A 20,262-nucleotide genomic window follows, 5' to 3' on the forward strand; every position below is an offset into this window, starting at 1 on the left:
TTCAGGAGGGGTGTTTCGTTCCGTAGTTACGTCTATTTATTGCAATTTTTCAAGCAATTCTTCCATTTCATTCAGCTTTTCTTCAAAGACTTTACAAGCATCTTCCACCGGTTTGGATGTTGTCACATCCACGCCTGCTTTCTTCAATACTTCAATCGGGTAATCGGAGCTTCCGGCTTTAAGGAAATCGATGTAGCGTTCCACTGCAGGCTCCCCTTCTTCCAGGATTTGTTGACTAAGGGCCGTTGCTGCAGAGAAGCCTGTAGCATATTGATATACATAATAATTGTAATAGAAATGTGGAATACGAGCCCATTCCAATCCAATCTCTTCATCAATCGAAATGTCTTCCCCGAAATATTTCTTATTCAGTTCATAATACTGTTTGGTGAGGAACTCAGAAGTAAGGGCCTCTCCTTCCTGGGCTTTCTTATGGATAAGATGCTCGAATTCAGCAAACATCGTCTGACGGAAAACAGTCCCCCTGAAACCTTCAAGATAATGATTCAACAGGTACAGCCTTTTCTTCTCATCGTCGATCGTATTCAACAGGTAATCATTTAATAATGCTTCATTGCAAGTAGAAGCGACTTCTGCCACAAAGATGGAATAATGACCGTACGTGTATGGTTGGGAACTGCGCGTATAGTAACTATGGACACTGTGACCGAATTCATGGGCCAGTGTGAATAGATTGTTTACATTATCCTGCCAATTCATCAGGATATAAGGATTGGTACCGTATGCCCCGGATGAGTAAGCACCGCTTCTCTTTCCTTTATTTTCGACGACGTCCACCCAGCGATTCTCAAAGCCTTCTTTCAGCACATTGGCATATTCCTCCCCGAGTGGCTTTAATCCATCGAGGATCATGCTCTGTGCTTCGTCATAGCTTAAGTCCATTTTGACTTCCTTCACGAGTGGGGTATACAAGTCATACATATGAACCTCATCCAGACCCAGCACTTTCTTACGAAGCTTCACATAACGCTGAAGCAGATGAAGGTTTTTATTCACCGTATCGACAAGGTTATCATACACTTCTTCAGGAATATTGTTATTTGATAATGCCGCATGTCTCGCAGAATCGTAATGTCTGACGTTGGCGACGAAATTATCTTTCTTTACCGCTCCACTTAAAGTCGAGGCGAATGTATTTTCAAATTTTCCGTACGTCTCATACACCTTTTTAAAGGCTTCTTCCCGGACACGGCGATCGCTGCTCTCCAGGAATCGGATAAAACGACCGTGTGTGATATCCACTTCTTCCCCATTTTCATCTTTGATGCTCGGAAACTCAAGGTCTGCGTTATTCAGCATGCCGAATGTATTACTTGCAGCACTGAACACTTCAGACGCCTGGGCCAAGAGCGCTTCTTCTTCCGCGGAGAGGACATGGGGACGCTGAAGGTTGATTTCCTCTAAAGCGTGCTTATACTTCTTCAGTTCATCCTTCTCCTCAAGGAAACCATTCAGCTTCTTTTCATCAATCGATAGAACTTCCGGCACCAAATAAGCAAACTTACTCCCTAACTGGGTATAAAGACTTTTGGCACGGTCATCAAGACCCTGATAATAGGAATTGGTCGTATCCTGGTCATAGCGCATATGAGAATATGTATACACCTTCCCCATACGTTCCATTATTTCATCCTGGAAGGCAAATGCTTTATAAAGCTGGTCTGCACTATCACCCAGCGTTCCCTTAAACTCGTCTGCTCTCTTTGTCATTCCTTGGATTTCTTTATATTCTTTCTCCCACGCATCATCACTTTCAAAGATATCTTCCAATCTCCACGTTAACGTTTCATCTACCTCTTTTCTTCCAGGCAGACTTTTAGTAGCTGTATCTTTTGACATATACATCCTCCATTCTGAAATCTACAGAAAATTCCTTATAGTTACATTCTCTCTCATCTACCAATTTCCTGCAACAATACATTCTTTCTTACAGCTTTTTTAATATATGCTTCCATTTAGGAAAAAAATCATGTTTATGCTGTTCAAAGGCTGAAAAATGATCCGGGCACCTCCAAGGTTCAGTAAGTCGATAAGTACCATTTATTTTTCTGAGAACTTGCACCTCTTCAAGTATTCTTAAATACCCGCTTGCGATTTTCTTGATCACTTCATCGCTTTTTAGAAGCGGAAGGGAACGAAGCTCGATATGGCCTTTTGTAATCCTTCTACTTAGCACCCTGCACACCCTTTCCTCTGAAATGAATCGATTCTCTTTCAAACAATCTTTCCATACATAATATTGCCATTCCACTTCGTGATTTCTGATATGAATGCCATGGGGAATGACAGGAATGCCAATATACAGGGGCAAATACAAAAACGTATCCCCTTCCCCGTACACTTCCCTTAAGAACACATCTGTTCTCGCATTATGATATTGAATTTTGTTGTATATCCATTTCGCTCTATAATCGTACCAATTAGATAAAAAGTAGGGATGAAGATCGGAAACATCCGGAATGGAAAGAGGAAGTGTGAATTCGGAAACTGGGATGATGATGGGTGCTGCACTCATAAATGCCGTGCCGGAAACAGGAAGGAGATGGGAATATAGTTGAAAGATGCTTCTATCCGGGAGAAACTGAAGGAGAAAATAATCCAAGTGTGGAGAGTATCGGATAAATGCTTGTTGGAAGGTCGTTAGACTCAGGAGCTTCTTGGACTTAAGGGGCTGGGTCAGGATCCAAAAGGGGGTGATCCTCTGTCGGTGATAACCATATGTGCGTCGCGCTATTTCAGAAATCGGTATGGTTGAACACTGAATCTCGATGGCAATCTCTTCCGTATCTGTTTTCACATAAATATCTGCGACCTGTTTAAGCTCTCTAATGTAATGCTCGAGACTCACCCTTGTATGGAGGGAGCTGACCCTGTCATATAATAGCTGCTTACTTAAGAGATGTTGTGGAGTCTCACCCCTCGTCAACTCACAATCAGCTTGGGACATATGGGCAAAATGGGGGATGTTGCGGCTACCGATTTTCATGGTCAACAGTGAAGAACAATAGGGACAGAGGAATGAAGCACCTCTCCTTCTTAACCCTCTCAATTCCTCCCTGGAATAATGGATGGTGGTAAATACTTGCTGGTTTAATAATGCTGTTAACATAGAACACCTCCTTCTGTTACCATTCGACATAAATAGTGAAAATCCTGCATAAACAAAGCCCTCAAGCAAAAAACACTTGAGGGCTTCACTTTATAACAATGGAGACATCAGTCGGGAAGTGGATTCCAAGATCCTGTATCCAAGATGTCGCTTCTGAAATTCTTCCAGCTGTAATTCTTCCGATTCCTCCAGATCATGTAAATATTCTTTCACAATGGAGGAAGTGCTTTCTGTTTTATACAAAAATGCATTCACTTCAAAATTCAAGTGAAAACTTCTCATATCCATATTCGATGTTCCGATTGATGCCATTTCTTCATCTACGATCACGATTTTACTATGCATGAACCCTTTTTGATACTCAAATATTCGGGCTCCAGCTTCCAGGAGATCAGGGAAATAAGAGCGGGAGGCATGGAATACAATCCTTTTATCCGGTTTATGGGGAACCAGGAGTCTCACATCCACCCCACTTAAAGCGGCAATCTTCAGAGCTGAGAAAATATCTTCATCCGGAACGAAATAAGGGGATGCCACCCACACACTCTTTTTCGCCGAAGTGATCATCGAGAAGAATATGTTCTTCAAAACGCTCAATTCGTTGTCGGGTCCCCCCGCAATCATTTGAACACCGCCGTCGTTCGCATTTTCAAGAGGGTCAGGACTTAAATATCCAGGTGTGAGGAAGTCATCGTTCGTCATATAATACCAATCCTGCAGGAAGATCAACTGCAAGGTCCGAACCGCTTCTCCCCTTACAAACAGATGAGTGTCCCTCCAGAAACCGAAGTGAGGATTCTTACCTAAATATTCATCACCAATATTAAGTCCTCCCACAAATCCTATACTCCCATCGATGACAATGATTTTACGGTGATTACGAAAGTTGAATTTATTATTCAGCACAGGGATTTTGACAGGGCCGAACGCGACTACTTCTACACCCGCATCTTTAAGATCATTTATATAGTCCTTTGATAATTGCCAGGCACCGACTGCATCGTAGAGGAAGCGTATTTTGACTCCATTATTGGCCCGCTCAATTAAAATGTCCTTAATCTGATTTCCGATTTCGTCATGACGCACAATATAATACTCCATATGAATATGATGCTTTGCGGTCTTTAACCATTTTAGGATCTCACCGAACGTTTCGTTACCATTGGTCAGCAGTTTTGTTTCACTGGAAAAGGATATGGCACTGTTCCCGATTCTTTGCGCAAGCTGAAAATGCTTCTCTTGAAATAACCCAAACATATCTGCGTTTATTTCTTTTGGGCCGGGCTCGAATTTATTATAAGTTTCCTGATCCAATATGTACTTTTCCTTATACATTTTCTCTTTTCTGTAATTCCGTCCAAATAACAAGTAAAAAATGAAGCCCAAAAACGGGAATGCCCCCAAAACGACTAGCCATGTCAGGGTTTGCGCCGGATGACGATTTTCAAAGAAAATAAGAAACCCAATGACAACGACAGAGAACGTGAAGACAATACTGAAATACTTCACCATGCCCGAAAGATACTGATCAAAATAAAAAATATAACTTAATACAAGGACAGCACAAAATAAGAGGACCCTTACTGTATTCTTCATATGTAGTAACACCTTCCACCGGCTTAATGTTTCAAAAATTGATAACCCTTATACAGAGAGTGGATATAAAAAATACCGATTTCTATATGAAACCGGTATTGATCCTTACGAAAAGTGTTCACTTAACGTCTCAAAGACATGGTCAGAGATGACCACTTTGCCATACTCTTCAAGGCGATGAACGGTCATTCGTGATTCATCGGCATATTCAAGCAGTATACTTAACGTATTATCGATATCTTCTTCTGAAAAGTGTTCTTCAGAAAATTTAACATAAATAAAATATTTATCTTCGAATGCAAGCAGCTTTGTTTCTAAATGTTCCATAGGTATGTCTTTCAATCGATGGGATAGAGAAATCGCATCTTCGAAATCATTGAATTTCAACGTGAAGTCCAAAACTACTTCAGCTTCCCCATCCTGATCCTGCTTGATTTGGAAATGCTGATCCAATAGTTCCTCTATGCGCTCATCGACAGGAAGTTCCTTGAGCTTATCCTCTGGAATAGGAAGCTCGAATCGCTGGCCATCCTTAGAAACCTGAGCTCTTGTAACCAGTACTTCAAGCCCTTTATCTAACGCCTGAACTTGAATCCAAAGCGGTCCTTCAATTCCGAAATCTTCTTCCTGATGAACTTCATCCATCATTTCCCAGAAGAGTTCTTCACTCCGTTCGCGATTATACCAGATTTCTTCACGGTCAAATCCGCGATCTTCTATATCTCCATAAGAAATATAGAACTTGACTGTATTTTCGTTAATGCGTTCGATTTCCAATTAACACCTCTCCCTTCTTGCATGATGTTAGTGAAGGGACTACACCCTCTGAGCATAGCGCTCTATTGCTGGTGAAGATTGAAGATACATTTAGATTAGTTTGTACCTTGTACTTCTATTTTATGATAAAACCTCAGAAAATGGAATTAAACTAACACCCATTTTTTTCTCACAAATCCCTCTAGGCGTTTTTGACATTTTAGCGGATATTTGCAGAAAATTCAAGTGATAAAACTTATTCTAATATAAAGAGACTGACCCGAAAGGAGACGCAACGTTCCTTAAAGGGTCAGCCCCTTTTACTTATATATTCCCATACTTCGAAAAGGATACTTTAGTTTACCATTCTTTGAGCTTCAAGAAGCTGGAATGTCCGAACCTTTCTTGGAAGGAAACGTCTGATCTCATCTTCATTGTATCCAACCTGAAGGCGCTTTTCATCAAGGATGATCGGGCGTCTCAGCAGTCCTGGATTCTTTTGGATCAATTCGAACAGCTCTTGAAGGGGTAAAGTTTCCAGGTCTACATTAAGCTTCTGGAATGTTTTAGAACGGGTTGAAATGATTTCATCTGTTCCATCCTCAGTCATGCGAAGGATTTCTTTGATTTCATCAATGCTTAATGGTTCAGAAAAAACGTTGCGTTCGGTATATTGAATCTCATGCTCTTCTAACCAAGCTTTTGCCTTGCGACAAGATGTACAACTAGGTGAAGTGAATAATGTAACCACGAATCATTCACACTCCCTTTAGGAATTTTTATAATATAGAGTATTTCATTTAAACGCCGTTAATTAAAATTAGTTTAAATAAGAAATCTCTATTATGTATTATACATGAATTATAGTCCCATGAACATAGTTTTAACTAATTTGTCAAATTTCCTGTACAGAGGTTTAACATAGCTATATATTCTGTTTCTATTAAGGGTTTACCCGGTACACTCTTAGCCTAAACATGATATTGTATATTTCCATTTTTTCATTTAGAAAACCTTATTGCGAATAGGCAATAAGGTTTTCCTCGGCTTAAAGATCTTTCAATACATCCCCATCGCGTTCTTCGTCTTTCTTCAACACTTCATCTACGGGTTGATAAGAAGCACCATAAAATTTTTGGTCATTGTACGTATGAATGAGCTCATATGTTTTTTTCATGGATTCGAAGATAAGATCTTCGGATTCATCCTCTGGTGCCCAGTATAGGATTTCCATTTCATTAATTTCGTTTGTGGCAAGTGAACGGCGGGCATATCCGATGCTGACGGCGTGTTCGAAACCTTCACGTTTGTAGAATTTCAAGCGCTTCTCAGTGTCAGTGTCATCATAGTCCACTGGCTCGACTTCCAAAATGATGGCTTTCTTCTTTTCTTTCAACTGATCAAGTAATTTATGGCCCAGGCCTTGTCCACGGGCATCCTTTGAGACGAAAAGATAATCAATAAAGATAAAATCTTCAAGTTCGGCGTACATAAGTACATGGTGTGGCCCTTCATCTTTGTGATAGATGTCGCTTCTTTCTTTTAAAAGTGATTCAAGATGTTCCTTTGATTTCATTTCCTCTACAGGGAAATATTGATTTAATTTTTCATACCAGTGCATGGATCTACTCCTTCGATTGAATTTTTAAGTGCCTTTGACTAACGTGATACCATTATCATTCTCAGAAAAAATAAGTTTATGTTAGATGTTAGTCTTATCCGTGGGATAATCGTACGGAATCACAGGCTGTAATGCCCATGAAGAGGAAGATGTGGTTGAAAGCGGTTAATCTTACCAATACTTTAATGATAACAATATTTCAACGCTTTTTCAAATGAGAAGCAATGCTTCGGTCCCGGCTTCTCTTAAAAGAAAAAAGACTGACCTGCACGTTCCAGAGGTCAGTCTCTTCTATTATGGAGTGTAGTCTACGCCTTCCGTATAGGAATTACCTGCATCCCACAGAAGGAATTCATTGATTCCTTGATCATTTAACGCTTTGATCTGCGCCTCTACTTCTGCTTTTCCGTAAGGTTTATAGTTTCCACTGCCAAGCCAGGAAGCGGTGAAATCCTGAAGCCACGGTCTTGAGATCGGCTTATTTTTCAGTTTTGCTATTTTAGCTTTCTCCACCTTCGAGTATTCCGTCACAAGTTCGTACGGCTGTAGATCCGGTTTTGCAATTCCGAAGTAAGGTGTCCAATGACTAGGATAGATCATGGATGAAATGACATCCACATTTTCAGATATCTTCGAGAAATTCTGACCGATACCAGGTGCCTCTGGAAGGGTTGCCGTATAACCGAAGATATCAACGGATACTTTCACGCCATAAGGTTCGAGCTTCTTATGGGCATATTCCACAAAATCAGTGACGGCATGTACACGTTTTTGTACATTATCACTGTCTTCTTTGGCATATTCCCCTCCGTTATAGGTGAGCTCATCATCACGCTTCTCGAATCCTTCAGGGAACCGGACGTAATCGAACTGGATTTCCTGAAAGCCCATTTTTGCTGCTTCAATGGCGATGCCTACGTTATAATCCCACACTTCTTTGAGGAATGGGTTGACGAATGAGTCCCCTCCTCCATTTGACCAGACCTTATCCCCGTCCTTAAACGAAAGGTCCGGCCGCTGATTCGCAAGAACCGTATCCTTGAAGACAACGACACGTGCAATCGGATAGATTTTCTTTTCTTCCAATGTCTTTAACATCGCTTTGGGATCTTTGATATACGGCTGACCCACCTTGGCATACGGGGAAGACTCTTCCGGCTCATATGTTACATTCCCTACGTCATCTTTAATATCAATGACCATGGCATTAAGATCTGTATTATCCATTAATTTTGTAAGAGAATCAAAACGGGCTCCGCCAGCTGAATGTGCCGTGACATATACCCCTCTCACCGCATCCGGATACTCGAAGCTGAGACCGGAATCATAGACAAATCGTGGCGCTGGGCTGGTCATCTCTTTTTTACTCATCGAAAACGTTCTCTTCTCATGCTTTACCGGACCATCTTCAGCGGCACTTGCCGACTGGAAGGGCAAGACGCACATTGTGGCTACACATAAAGATGTCGCTACCTTACTCCATTTCAAAATGAACCTCTCCTCTATTAAGTATGCTATCTAGTAAATTATGTAACTCCTTATACTATTCTAACAAGGAAATAACTTGAAAGAAAAGGGTTAATCCACCTAGTCTGTCGAAATTTCCAAGGAAATGAATATTCTTCAATATATAGTATGAATGATCTTTAAAATTAGACTTTATCAACGGAAAAAGCTCCCCTCATCGAAGGGAGCTTTTGTCATCCTCTTAGCTTTTGTATGATGCTTGATATTGCGCAAATTCTTTCTCGGAGCAGTAAACGAAATGTCCTGGTACCACTTCACGCATTTCAAGATGGTCATCCTCTGTATAGTTATGAACAGAAGGATTATACTCTTTTCTTCTCCGGGTGCGCTCATACTCGGGATCCGGCAACGGAATCGCAGATAGGAGCGATTGAGTATAAGGATGAAGCGGATTTTTGTACAGGGCGTCACTTGTTGTCAACTCTACAAGCTTACCATAATACATAACACCAATCCGGTCACTGATATACTTCACCATGGAAAGGTCATGGGCAATGAAAAGATAAGTTAACCCTTTTTCCTTTTGAAGTTCCTGCATCAGATTGACGACCTGAGCCTGAATCGAAACGTCCAAGGCAGAGATCGGCTCATCTGCAATGATGAAATCAGGATCTACTGCAAGTGCACGGGCAATCCCGATACGCTGACGTTGTCCACCAGAGAATTCATGTGGATAACGGCCGGCATGTTCTTTATTCAATCCTACAGTCTCAAGGAGCTCATGGACTTTCTTCAGGCGTTCTTCCTTAGAAGTAGCCAATCCATGAATATCGATACCTTCAGCAATGATGTCGGCTACCTTCATACGGGGATTCAGACTCGCATAAGGATCCTGGAAGATCATTTGCATTTTACGATTGAATTTTTTTAATTGAGAGCGTGACTTCTTCCCGTGAACATCTTCACCGTTAAAAAGAACCTGACCGTCTGTTGCATCATAAAGACGAATGATCGTACGTCCTGTCGTTGATTTCCCACAACCGGATTCTCCAACAAGTCCAAGGGTTTCCCCTTTGTAAATATCAAAGCTGATATCATCTACCGCTTTAACCATATTCGGTTTTCCCGGATTGAAGTACTGCTTTAAATTCTTAATTTCAAGTAATTTTTCTGCCATTATGAACGAACCCCCTCAACAAGTACCGGCTCTCTATAATTTGAAGGCATCAGTCTTTGCCTAACTTTCACTGCTTCTGGAGGCTCTACCTGTGGAGCACTCGGATGTAATAACCATGATTTAACGTAGTGAGTGTCTGATACTTGATAATATGGCGGTTCCTGTTCAAAATCCACTTTCAATGCATATTCACTCCGGAGAGCGAATGCATCTCCTTTAGGTGGATTCAATAGATCCGGAGGAGTACCAGGAATCGCTACAAGCTCCTGCTCACCTTCTGTGTCGGTTGTCGGCATCGAACCGATCAATCCCCACGTATACGGGTGACGAGGGTCGTAGAAAATCTCATCTACCGTTCCCGTTTCTACGATCTGACCACCATACATGACCGCTACACGATCCGCAACGTTCGCCACCACTCCAAGATCATGGGTGATGAAAATAATGGATGTTTCAATTTTATTTTGAAGATCCTTCATCAGCTCAAGGATCTGTGCCTGAATCGTAACGTCCAGTGCCGTTGTCGGTTCATCGGCAATCAATATCTTTGGATTACACGCAAGAGCGATGGCGATGACGACACGCTGACGCTGCCCACCAGAGAACTGATGCGGGTATTGTTTAAAGCGGGTTTCAGGGCTCGGAAGACCTACCAGCTTCAGTAATTCAACAGCGCGTTTTTTAGCGTCATTTTTGCTCATATTCTGGTGTTTCACCAGTGGTTCCATGATCTGTTTCCCGATTGTCATCGTTGGATTCAAAGAAGTCATCGGATCCTGGAAGATCATCGAGATATCCTTCCCACGGATTTTTTGCATATCCTTTTCGGGAAGTTTGGCTAAATCTTTGCCTTCAAACAGGATCTCCCCGCCCTTGATGAATCCCGGCGGATTCGGAATCAATCTCATTAGGGCTTTCGTCGTTACGGACTTACCTGAACCCGACTCCCCTACGATCGCTAATGTTTCACCTTTATCTAAATGGAAATCCACACCGCGTACTGCCTGTACTTCTCCTCCATGCGTATTGAAGGAGACGTGTAGATCTTTCACTTCTAAAATTTTTGACATAATATTATCTCCCTTCCATTACTTACGCATTTTCGGATCTAGTGCGTCACGCAGTCCATCGGCCATTAAGTTGAAGCTTAGAATGACTAACGAAATGACAGCTGATGGAACAAGCATCATATGTGGATATGATTGGATAGATCTGTATCCATCATTAACCAATGACCCAAGAGACGCCCTAGGTGGAGCAATCCCTAACCCGATAAAGCTTAAGAATGCTTCTGTGTATATTGCAGCAGGAACCGTGAACATTGTCGTAATGATGACAGGTCCCATTACGTTCGGCAGCAGGTGTTTAAAAATCAAACGATTACTACTTGCCCCTAAAGTGCGTGAAGCAAGGACGAATTCCTGATTCTTTAATTGAAGAACCTGTCCGCGGACAATCCTTGCCATACCGGTCCAACCGGTTATGACCATCGCCATCGTAATCGAGAAAATACCCGGTTCAAATATCAGGATGAAAAGGATGACAACAATCAGATTAGGAATCCCCACTAAAATTTCAATGATACGTTGCATAATGTCGTCGACTCTTCCGCCGTAGTATGCCGAGATTCCTCCATAAGAAATTCCGATAAGGAAATCAATCACTGCAGCAAGTAACCCAATGTATAAAGAGACGCGAGTTCCATTCCATGTACGTGTCCACAAGTCACGTCCGAGGTCATCTGTACCAAACCAATAATTATCTGTGATTTGTCTCGATTCATATACATCAAATCCGTCAGCATCTTTACCGTCGAACGGGAGCCAACTGATTCCTGAAAGCGCTTCAATTTTCGGAGGCAGCTTTGCATGGCGAATATTTTGATCACTGAACTTGTATTCGTTCATTCCAGGTCCAAAAATAGCAAAGAATACGATGATGAGAGTGATGATGATCCCCAAAAGTGCACCCTTATTCTTGCGCAAACGAAGCCATGAGTCCTGCCAGAAATTCAAGCTAGGACGTGAAATTTTTTCTGCCTCGTCCCCACTAGCCTTTTGGGGTTGGAAGAGGTCTGGACTGAGTTGCTCTTTTATCTTTTTGTTTGCTTCCATTATTTCTTCCCTCCAGCTAAGCGAATACGCGGATCAATGATTCCGTATAAAATGTCCACTAAGAAAATAACACCAATGAATAAAGCACTGAAGAATAGGGTAATACCCATGATAACTGTGTAGTCATTTGTGTTAATTGATAATACAAACTGTTCACCAAGTCCAGGAACAGCAAAAATCCTTTCAACCACAAGAGACCCTGTCATAACTGCTACTGTCATAGGTCCAAGAATTGTAACAATTGGAATCATGGCATTTCTGACTCCGTGCTTCACGATGGTACCTGTCTTAGAAATACCTTTGGCAGTTGCGAGTAAAATATAATCAGAGTTTAGAATCTCTAACATTTCTGTTCTCATAAAACGGGCAATCGTAGCTACCACACCAACTGTTAATGCAAGTGTAGGAAGAATGGTATGCTTATATTCACCCCAAAGTGCTACAGGAAGCCATTCGAGTTTGACCCCTATAAAATATTGTAATAGTGCTGCAAATACAAAGGACGGAATCGATATTCCCAATACAGCCATAAAAGTAGATCCATAGTCTAACCAAGTATTGTGTTTAATTGCAGCGATTATACCTACTAACAGTCCTATAAACGTTCCTAATACCATGGCTTGAAATCCTAAAAGTGAGGAAGGCCCAATACGAGTGCCAAGAATTTGAGTAACCGGGCGATTATCATATTGGAAGGACAAACCCAAATCCCCTTTAGCCAGTCCAACCATATAGTTGATATATTGCTCTGGCAGCGGGTCGTTGAGACCGTATTTATCCAGGATGATTTGTTGTTGTTCCGGAGACAGCCTTTCTGTGTTTTGCAGTGGAGATCCAGGCAGGAGCTTCATCAGAAAGAAAGTGGCGGTTGCAATGATAAGCAAAGTGATGATCATATAGACGATACGTTGAATTGTATATCTGACCATTCTTTAGCCCCCCTTTTTTATCTTATTTTTTCTACATTTTTAATTATAGCTATTTTCGACAAATTTTCAATGTATTTTTACTTTTTTGATAATTATCGACATTCACTGGAAAAGGAGAGCATATGCTCATGCATACGCTCTCCCTTTAAAGGTGTGTCTACTGAGTTAATACTTACTCAATTGAAGCCCATTTGTATGAATTATCTGCACCAAATGAATGGCGTAGTACATTCTTAACATATGGACGCTCTAGATAAGAAACACCAGCTTGGTACATTGGGCTGATCGCTTGATCGTCAAACAGGATCTTTTCTGCGTCAACCATTGCTTGCCAACGTGCATCTAAATCGTCAAGAAGTTCACCTTTAGCTTGCTCGATTTTCTTGTCATATTCAGGATTTGAGTAACCCATTTGGTTATGAGCACCGTCAGTCACGAACATGTCAACGAAAGTCATCGGATCTGGATAGTCAGGACCCCAACCAGCGAATGAGAAGTCATATTGACCTTTTGATTCTAATTCAAGCTTTTGCTTGAATGGTTGAGCTTTGATTTTAACAGTTAATCCTTCAAGGTTTTGTTCAAGTTGTTCTTTTAAGAATTCACCGATTTTCTTAGAGCTGTCAGAGTCATAGTTTAATAGTTCTAATTCAATAGAATCTTTACCTAACTCTTCTTTAGCCTTAGCCCAGTAATCTGCAGCCTTCTTAGCGTCGAATCCACCGAAATCGCCTACCGCTTCACGGTATTCAGTTCCGTCAGGACCAGTTACGAAATCTTTTGGTACTAAGTAGTACGCAGGGATCGAACCGTTATTAAGAAGTACGTCAACCATACCTTGCTTGTCATAGGCTGAATCGATTGCTTTACGAGCGTTAACGTTTTTCAACACTTCATTACCTTGGTTCAAACGAAGGAAGAATACAGACGTTTCAGCTCTTGTTTTGAAGTTTTCATCTGATTTGTACTTATCAACGAATTCAGCTGAAAGACCAGCGATATCCGCTTTGTTTGTTTCATAAAGGTTAACACCAGTAGCAGTATCTTTAACGATGTTGAAGTTAACTTCTTTCAACTTCACGTTTTCTGCATCCCAGTAACCGTCATTTTTAGAAAGTTTGAAGCTTTGCTCATGCTTCCACTCAGAAAGTGTGAATGGACCGTTATACACAACCGTGTCAGCTTCAAGACCGAACTTGTCAGCTTGCTCTTCCACGAATTTTTGGTTTTGAGGATAGAATGTTGCGAAAGAAAGTAGAGCTTTGAAATATGGTACTGGAGTTTCAAGCTGTACTTCTAAAGTTTGGTCATCAGTCGCTTTAACACCTAATTCTTCAACTGGAACTTCACCAGCATTTACTTTAGCAGCGTTTTTGATATCGTACATGATGTACGCATATTCTGCACCAGTATCAGGGTTTAAAGCTTTTTGCCAAGCGTAAACGAAGTCATTAGCCGTAACGGGATCTCCGTTGGACCATTTCGCATCACGGATCTTGAACGTGTAAGTTTTGCCATCTTCACTTACTTTTGGCTCTTCTGCAGCCATACCAAGTACAGGCTCGTCATTTTCACCTAAACGGTAAAGACCTTCAAATACGTTGTTCATTACGTTGAATGAAACAGAATCCGTAGCCAGTGTAGAGTCCATTGATGGGATCTCAGAACTCTCGATAAGATTAAGTACCTGTTCTTTCTTTTCGTCAGAACCGCCTGCACCTGATCCTTCTTCATTGCCTTCAGTCTTCTTGTCGCCGCCACATGCAGCCAAGAAAGTACTTAGAGCCAGAAGAAGAACCAGCAAGAATGAAAACTTTTTCTTCATCTTGAAATTGACCTCCTCGTAAATCTCATATTTATTTATCTTCTAATTTTCAGAAGATTTGTTACTTATTATACATGATAGAGAAATTATTGCAATATGAATTTAACAGTTTTTTTGGTAAATTATCAGATTAGTAGGTATATTGTTGTTAAAACCCCGGTATATCAACGTTTTTTCTAAACATTTTAGAGAGTTTGTCCCATTACAAATGTTACAAACGTAAATTTCTTCTGGATGAAACTACTTTACAATATCGATGATTCCCCATCATCTGACGCTCCCCTTCTATTATAAATATTAAAACATCAGACTAAATATAAATAATAGAATTAATACTTATTTATATTTCTATAATAATTAGAAATCAGATACCGTTCGTATGTACGCCCTGCATGGATGTCTGTCGTCTTTCCTTATACACTTTTGAAAGAATTGTATATATATGAATGAGGATTGAATTATTCTTCTTCCTTCATGTATACTTTGGTTAAAAACATCTTAAGGAGCATTATGAAACGAATGAAATTGTTCAACGTACTTACCTTTCTTATATTTATCATTGCCGTGGTAGTCGCTTCACTGCAGGAAAAAGATCTGCTTCTTTCTATAATAGACAGTTTGTTTGTAATAGGGATTGCCTATATCAGTATCGGTGCCCTCCTTTATATTTTTGAAAAAGGATTTTTCAACGGGATCGTGTATGCACTTAAAAGGTTTCGCAACAGCACGAAACAGGGAAAGTATATTTCCCAGTTCGATGACCTGGATGAGATGAAAGAAGCACACGAAGAATATGGAGCACAACGTTCCTACTCCATTACGAAATCCTTTTTACTGACCGGAGGACTGACACTCGTCCTTTCGATTATCATGACCTACCTTCTGTACACTTGAATTCACCTTTTTTTTCTCATATAATATCTACATATGAATGAAAGTATAAGCATGGATGAAGAGGAGTACTTTTCAGGGTGATTAAAAGAGAGCTTGTGGTTGGTGCGAACAAGTATTCATTTGAAAAGGAATGGACTTCGGAGCTTTATGTGTGAAATGGAGTAGCACGTAACGGGATGACCTTACGTTAAAGAGGTTCCATGCACGTCATGGACTAAGCTGGCTCTAACGGGCACTTAGGGTGGCACCGCGGAAATCATCCCATTCGTCCCTATTTTTTATAGGACGGGTGGGTTTTTATTTTGTATAAAATTAGGAGGAAATGAAATGAAGACAATATTTAGTGGCATACAGCCGAGTGGGACGATCACCCTCGGTAATTACATCGGCGCAATGAAGCAATTCACCGAGCTCCAGGAAGAGTATAATTGTTATTTCTGTGTGGTTGACCAGCACGCGATCACGGTGGCTCAGGATAAAATGGAGTTGCGTAAAAACATCCGCAGTCTTGCAGCCCTGTATATCGCCTGTGGCATCGATCCGGAGAAATCCACATTATTCATTCAATCGGAAGTTCCTGCACACGCACAGGCTGGCTGGATCTTGCAGTGTGTCACCTACATCGGCGAGCTTGAAAGAATGACCCAATTCAAAGATAAATCTCATGGCAAAGAAGCCGTTTCAGCGGGATTATTAACGTATCCACCGCTTATGGCGGCTGACATCCTGTTATATGGAACAGATCTTGTTCCAGTCGGGGAGGATCAGAAGCAGCATCTGGAACTGACCAGGAACCTGGCAGAACGGTTCAACAATAAATACAATGATATCTTTACTGTGCCTGAAGTAAGAATCCCCAAAGTCGGTGCCCGTGTAATGTCCCTTCAGGACCCGTTGAAGAAGATGAGTAAATCCGATTCGAATCAGAAAGCGTTCATTACACTCCTTGACGATCCAAAACAGATCGAGAAGAAAATCAAAAGTGCCGTGACCGATTCAGATGGCATCGTGAAATACGATAAAGAAAACAAGCCCGGGGTGTCTAACCTCCTTTCGATCTATTCGATCCTTGAAGGTACTTCTATAGAAGAAATACAACAGAAATATGAAGGAAAAGGATACGGGGACTTTAAAAGCGACCTGGCACAGATGGTCATAGGCGCCATCAAGCCGGTACAGGACCGCTACTATGAGTTGATCGACTCAGAGGAATTGGATGAAATTCTTGATCGCGGTGCAGAAAAGGCAAACTTCGCAGCAAACAAAATGCTGAAGAAGATGGAAAAGGCCATGGGCTTGGGACGAAAAGAGAGAAAGAGGAAATAATAAGGAAGACCAGATACTGCTTGCGCGGTTTCTGGTCTTTTCTTTTGATTTATTCCCACCTGCATACAAAAAAACCTCAAGCCCACTCCGGACTCAAGGTTTACTGCGAATGATCAATTTACCTTAGGACGGTTCTCCACTTCCCATAGTTTTTCGAAAAATGGTTGTCCCTTTATCAAATTCTCACAGAGGGTGAGGTGCTTGTCCGACCAGCCGTACTGGGTTTCTTCATATAGCATCTGCCATATGTCTTCGAAGTCCATTTCCTGTATGGTGCGGTAGCGCTCCGGTGCCCATTCGGTGTACCAATAGCGGATCTCCGCCGTGTTGTTTGAACTGTGAAGTTGATCAAGGGCCATGAATAACAGCTGCTTCAATTGTCTTTCCTTCCTCGTCAGCCCGCTCATCATATAAGGATTCGGGGAAAGAATGTGATACGCATCCTCCCTTTTACTATCCGGCTCGATGGAATACTGTACCGTTTCATGACTTTCGACCATTTCATACACCAGTTGTTCCTGTCTTGGTATGAGCCTGCTTTTTCTGATTGGAACGGTGTATCCGATTGTATCCACTGCCAGTATCCCAGTGCCATCCGTCACAATGAAACAATAATCCAACTGGATCCGTTCGTGGTTTTTTCGCAGATATGCTTTTTGATAGACATGATGGAGCAGTTGTTGAGGTAACTCTGATAGATCATTCTCGATGTAATGAAACAGTGCTGTGTCTACTTTAATCAGAGGAACCTGATCCAGTAATTCAATAACGTCCTCTTTTCTCCACTCATGAAAATGACAGACATTGTAGCCATTTTCTTCGCCTTCGAACCAATTTACCCATACATCATGAAGATATAACATGATTGACCCCTCGCTTTGCTTCAATCTTATTTGTCAATCAGTATAGGCTAATCCGTGTAAATTTATTCCTATCATAAGGGGTTTTATGATAGACATTATATTTTTCTGCGGGGTATATAGATTGAGAGGGTGATGATGAGGATTCCCAAAAGGAATAAATAACATTCGACACGTGTTGAGACGAAGACTATATAGTCTGTAAATGTCATTCCGGTCGTAAGCAGATTTAAATACATGATTAAACTTACTCCTCCTGAAACAGCCAGTCCAAATCCTATAAAGAGCCCAAACAATTGTACCACCATACCTTCCGCCTCTATCCTTGCATTTAGATATTGGAGCCCGTCCATGCTTAGTATATTTTATGAAAGGAACAGGAAGATATGACGGCACAGGACATCCTATTTCAGGAAAACCCTATGGATTCAGCCATTCACGGGATTTCTATGGCAAAAATATTGATGACGGTTCCCCTATGAGGGATAGGGTTGACGAATCCTGCTTCTTTAAAAACTGTTGCACCAATCGGTAGCCCGAGGAATAGCCGAGCATTTTCGGAAAGGATTTCTGTCCAAGAAGCAGCTGATCATGAAGAGGACTATTCCGCCTCACTTCTAAATTGGGCTCTATCCATTTTTCATAGTAGCGGGACAACTCTTGTTCGTCATACGCTTTTGTCCAGGGAGCCACATATTTCTCTCCACAGTATTCTTTGACAGCATTTTCTGCCAGTCCTTCAAAGATGATGGAGTCAAGGAGCGTGTAGTGGTCCTCCTTTTTGCTTAACCGCTTCATTCTGACACAGTGATGATATTCATGGACAAATAATGCTTCATACTCTTTTGGATCTTCCTGGTCAGTAACGAAGAAGAAGATTTCATCTTTAAAGCATACCCCTGATTTTTTCATGGATGACTGAAACATCCCCCTTTTTTCCTGGACGGGGAATAGATAGATCGGGACGCTCGGTCCATTCCACTTCCGCTTATATTTTTTTTCAAAGAGAGCAAATCGTTCCCAAAGTTTCTTTTCTTTCATTTTTTCGTAAATATCTCCGGCGAGACGCGCAGAACGATACATTCCGTGCTTCGTGAGGTATTGATAAAACGATTGCTGATCGTCTTTGCCATTTTTCGTTTTCTTGAGTAGATCCAAGGGATTATCGATCCACTCTGCCAACCAATCATCTGTAGGTACAACTGCCACCTTCATCCCTCTTTCCATGTTTTTTAACATGTATATGTGAAAGAGGGAAGATTCACAACAAAAAGAGCCTGCTACACGTAACAGGCCCTTAATTGTTAATTTTGATATTTTTTAAATACGATGGTGGCATTATGACCACCGAATCCCAATGAATTACTCATCGCTACATTCACTTCTTGTTTCCTTGCTTCGTTTGCTACATAGTCGAGATCACAATCAGGATCCGGCGTTTCAATATTGATCGTAGGAGGAAGCACACTGTCTTTCATCGCCAATACGGTGAAAATCGCCTCAACGCCGCCTGCCGCACCAAGAAGGTGACCCGTCATTGATTTCGTCGAGCTCATGGCCAGTTTATAAGCATGGTCCCCGAATACTTCCTTCACAGCCATCGTTTCGTATTTATCATTATATGGAGTGCTTGTTCCGTGGGCATTGATGTAGTCCATCTCTTCCGGAAGGATTCCGCCATCTTCAAGTGCCATTTTCATCGCTCTTGCGCCGCCTTCTCCAGCCGGGGCCGGGGCAGTGATGTGATAGGCATCTCCGGTACATCCATACCCTACGATTTCTGCATAAATCGTCGCTCCACGTTTTAAAGCATGCTCAAGTTCTTCCAGAACGACGATTCCCGCTCCTTCTCCCATTACGAAGCCATCACGATTGGAATCAAACGGTCTTGATGCTTTCTCAGGATCTGGATTCGTGGATAGTGCTGTGTTTGCACAGAATCCGGCAACGGACATTTTCGTGATGGGTGCCTCTGCTCCACCGGAAACCATCACGTCCGCATCCCCACGCTGAATGACCTTGAAGGCATCACCGATTGAGTTTGTACCTGTTGCACAGGCCGTTACGGTACAAGAGTTGAACCCTTTGGCTCCGAGCATAATGGATACTTGTCCCGCTGCCATATCTGGTATGATCATCGGCACGAAGAAAGGACTCACCCGGCGGTATCCACGTTTTTGGAAGGTTTCGTATTGCTGCTCGAATGTTTCCATCCCCCCGATACCTGAACCGATCCAAACGCCAACGCGATGTGCATTTTCGTCTGTGATATCAAGCTTTGAATCTTTTACAGCCATTAACGATGCCGCAATCGCATAGTGAGTGAATCGGTCCATTTTCCTTGCTTCTTTTCTTTCCACCCCGAACTCTTCAATATTGAAGTCTTTAAGTTCTGCCGCTACTTTGGCTGGGTACTCATCGGCATTTAAACGCGTCAAAGGCCCTACCCCCGTCTTTCCGGCCAAAATATTCGACCAGGTCGATTCAACATCATTACCCAAAGGCGTGACGCTCCCCAATCCTGTAACCACTACACGCTTCTTATTCATTCTAATCCATCTCCTTTA

Annotated in this window: 17 protein-coding genes and 1 other annotated feature; of the genes, 2 read left to right on the forward strand and 15 right to left on the reverse strand. The window is 41.7% G+C overall.

Going from position 1 to position 20,262, the window contains the following annotated elements; genetic code table 11:
- Window positions 1-36: 36 nt before the first annotated feature.
- From pepF to V8G47_RS02645, 12 genes are all read right to left on the reverse strand, one after another.
- On the reverse strand, window positions 37-1,860 hold the full coding sequence (gene pepF / locus V8G47_RS02590) for an oligoendopeptidase F (protein WP_336198751.1): 1,824 nt from the start codon (window positions 1,858-1,860) through the stop codon (window positions 37-39).
- 88 nt (window positions 1,861-1,948) lie between these two features.
- Window positions 1,949-3,130 carry a competence protein CoiA gene (locus V8G47_RS02595; RefSeq protein ID WP_336198752.1) on the reverse strand — a complete coding sequence of 394 codons (1,182 nt, stop codon included), beginning with the start codon at window positions 3,128-3,130 and terminating at the stop codon, window positions 1,949-1,951.
- 90 nt (window positions 3,131-3,220) lie between these two features.
- Window positions 3,221-4,726, reverse strand: coding sequence for a cardiolipin synthase (gene cls / locus V8G47_RS02600; RefSeq protein WP_336198753.1), 1,506 nt, complete (start codon window positions 4,724-4,726; stop codon window positions 3,221-3,223).
- Window positions 4,727-4,831: 105 nt separating this feature from the next.
- The gene (mecA, locus tag V8G47_RS02605; RefSeq protein WP_336198754.1) at window positions 4,832-5,503 is read right to left on the reverse strand and encodes an adaptor protein MecA; all 672 of its coding nucleotides are present in this window, start codon (window positions 5,501-5,503) and stop codon (window positions 4,832-4,834) included.
- Between the two features lie 334 nt (window positions 5,504-5,837).
- Window positions 5,838-6,233 (reverse strand): transcriptional regulator SpxA, encoded by a 396-nt coding sequence (gene spxA / locus V8G47_RS02610; RefSeq protein ID WP_336198755.1) that lies wholly within the window; start codon window positions 6,231-6,233, stop codon window positions 5,838-5,840.
- A 297-nt stretch (window positions 6,234-6,530) separates the two neighbouring features.
- Window positions 6,531-7,103, reverse strand: coding sequence for a GNAT family N-acetyltransferase (locus tag V8G47_RS02615; protein WP_336198756.1), 573 nt, complete (start codon window positions 7,101-7,103; stop codon window positions 6,531-6,533).
- Window positions 7,104-7,397: 294 nt separating this feature from the next.
- On the reverse strand, window positions 7,398-8,591 hold the full coding sequence (locus V8G47_RS02620) for a putative glycoside hydrolase (RefSeq protein WP_336198757.1): 1,194 nt from the start codon (window positions 8,589-8,591) through the stop codon (window positions 7,398-7,400).
- 220 nt (window positions 8,592-8,811) lie between these two features.
- Window positions 8,812-9,747: an ABC transporter ATP-binding protein gene (locus V8G47_RS02625; RefSeq protein ID WP_336198758.1), complete on the reverse strand. Its 936-nt coding sequence runs from the start codon at window positions 9,745-9,747 to the stop codon at window positions 8,812-8,814.
- Complete coding sequence (locus tag V8G47_RS02630) at window positions 9,747-10,817, reverse strand: ABC transporter ATP-binding protein (RefSeq protein WP_336198759.1); 1,071 nt, start codon at window positions 10,815-10,817, stop codon at window positions 9,747-9,749. The genes V8G47_RS02625 and V8G47_RS02630 overlap by 1 nt, the downstream gene beginning before the upstream one ends.
- Window positions 10,818-10,835: 18 nt before the next feature.
- Complete coding sequence (gene opp3C / locus V8G47_RS02635) at window positions 10,836-11,861, reverse strand: oligopeptide ABC transporter permease (protein ID WP_336198760.1); 1,026 nt, start codon at window positions 11,859-11,861, stop codon at window positions 10,836-10,838.
- On the reverse strand, window positions 11,861-12,790 hold the full coding sequence (gene opp3b / locus V8G47_RS02640) for an oligopeptide ABC transporter permease (RefSeq protein WP_336198761.1): 930 nt from the start codon (window positions 12,788-12,790) through the stop codon (window positions 11,861-11,863). Before opp3b ends, opp3C begins: the two co-directional genes overlap by 1 nt.
- A 172-nt stretch (window positions 12,791-12,962) precedes the next feature.
- The gene (locus V8G47_RS02645) at window positions 12,963-14,615 is read right to left on the reverse strand and encodes a peptide ABC transporter substrate-binding protein (protein WP_336198762.1); all 1,653 of its coding nucleotides are present in this window, start codon (window positions 14,613-14,615) and stop codon (window positions 12,963-12,965) included.
- A 510-nt stretch (window positions 14,616-15,125) separates the two neighbouring features.
- Between V8G47_RS02645 and V8G47_RS02650 the strand changes: the two genes are divergently transcribed.
- Both V8G47_RS02650 and trpS read left to right on the forward strand, forming a co-directional pair.
- On the forward strand, window positions 15,126-15,509 hold the full coding sequence (locus tag V8G47_RS02650; protein ID WP_336198763.1) for a DUF3899 domain-containing protein: 384 nt from the start codon (window positions 15,126-15,128) through the stop codon (window positions 15,507-15,509).
- A gap of 43 nt (window positions 15,510-15,552) precedes the next feature.
- Window positions 15,553-15,785 (forward strand) — a binding site (T-box leader).
- Between the two features lie 51 nt (window positions 15,786-15,836).
- Window positions 15,837-16,835, forward strand: coding sequence for a tryptophan--tRNA ligase (gene trpS / locus V8G47_RS02655; protein WP_336198764.1), 999 nt, complete (start codon window positions 15,837-15,839; stop codon window positions 16,833-16,835).
- A gap of 113 nt (window positions 16,836-16,948) precedes the next feature.
- Here the strand turns inward: trpS and V8G47_RS02660 are convergent, their stop codons facing one another.
- The 3 genes from V8G47_RS02660 to fabF all read right to left on the reverse strand — a co-directional run bounded on the left by V8G47_RS02660 (window position 16,949) and on the right by fabF (window position 20,244).
- Window positions 16,949-17,698 (reverse strand): YjbA family protein, encoded by a 750-nt coding sequence (locus tag V8G47_RS02660; RefSeq protein ID WP_336198765.1) that lies wholly within the window; start codon window positions 17,696-17,698, stop codon window positions 16,949-16,951.
- A gap of 444 nt (window positions 17,699-18,142) precedes the next feature.
- Window positions 18,143-18,904: a DUF2268 domain-containing protein gene (locus tag V8G47_RS02665; protein ID WP_336198766.1), complete on the reverse strand. Its 762-nt coding sequence runs from the start codon at window positions 18,902-18,904 to the stop codon at window positions 18,143-18,145.
- A gap of 95 nt (window positions 18,905-18,999) precedes the next feature.
- Complete coding sequence (gene fabF / locus V8G47_RS02670) at window positions 19,000-20,244, reverse strand: beta-ketoacyl-ACP synthase II (RefSeq protein WP_224520457.1); 1,245 nt, start codon at window positions 20,242-20,244, stop codon at window positions 19,000-19,002.
- Window positions 20,245-20,262 lie beyond the last annotated feature (18 nt).

Origin of the sequence: Rossellomorea sp. LJF3, from assembly GCF_037046045.1 — a bacterium.
Taxonomy (GTDB): domain Bacteria; phylum Bacillota; class Bacilli; order Bacillales; family Bacillaceae_B; genus Rossellomorea.

Coding starts and splice junctions, on each gene's coding strand:
- V8G47_RS02625 (WP_336198758.1), bottom strand. CDS start 9,747: ATGGCAGAAAAATTACTTGAAATTAAGAATTTAAAGCAGTACTTCAAT.
- V8G47_RS02660 (WP_336198765.1), bottom strand. CDS start 17,698: ATGTTATATCTTCATGATGTATGGGTAAATTGGTTCGAAGGCGAAGAA.
- opp3b (WP_336198761.1), bottom strand. CDS start 12,790: ATGGTCAGATATACAATTCAACGTATCGTCTATATGATCATCACTTTG.
- trpS (WP_336198764.1), top strand. CDS start 15,837: ATGAAGACAATATTTAGTGGCATACAGCCGAGTGGGACGATCACCCTC.
- V8G47_RS02595 (WP_336198752.1), bottom strand. CDS start 3,130: ATGTTAACAGCATTATTAAACCAGCAAGTATTTACCACCATCCATTAT.
- V8G47_RS02645 (WP_336198762.1), bottom strand. CDS start 14,615: ATGAAGAAAAAGTTTTCATTCTTGCTGGTTCTTCTTCTGGCTCTAAGT.
- pepF (WP_336198751.1), bottom strand. CDS start 1,860: ATGTCAAAAGATACAGCTACTAAAAGTCTGCCTGGAAGAAAAGAGGTA.
- V8G47_RS02650 (WP_336198763.1), top strand. CDS start 15,126: ATGAAACGAATGAAATTGTTCAACGTACTTACCTTTCTTATATTTATC.
- cls (WP_336198753.1), bottom strand. CDS start 4,726: ATGAAGAATACAGTAAGGGTCCTCTTATTTTGTGCTGTCCTTGTATTA.
- opp3C (WP_336198760.1), bottom strand. CDS start 11,861: ATGGAAGCAAACAAAAAGATAAAAGAGCAACTCAGTCCAGACCTCTTC.
- fabF (WP_224520457.1), bottom strand. CDS start 20,244: ATGAATAAGAAGCGTGTAGTGGTTACAGGATTGGGGAGCGTCACGCCT.
- V8G47_RS02630 (WP_336198759.1), bottom strand. CDS start 10,817: ATGTCAAAAATTTTAGAAGTGAAAGATCTACACGTCTCCTTCAATACG.
- V8G47_RS02615 (WP_336198756.1), bottom strand. CDS start 7,103: ATGCACTGGTATGAAAAATTAAATCAATATTTCCCTGTAGAGGAAATG.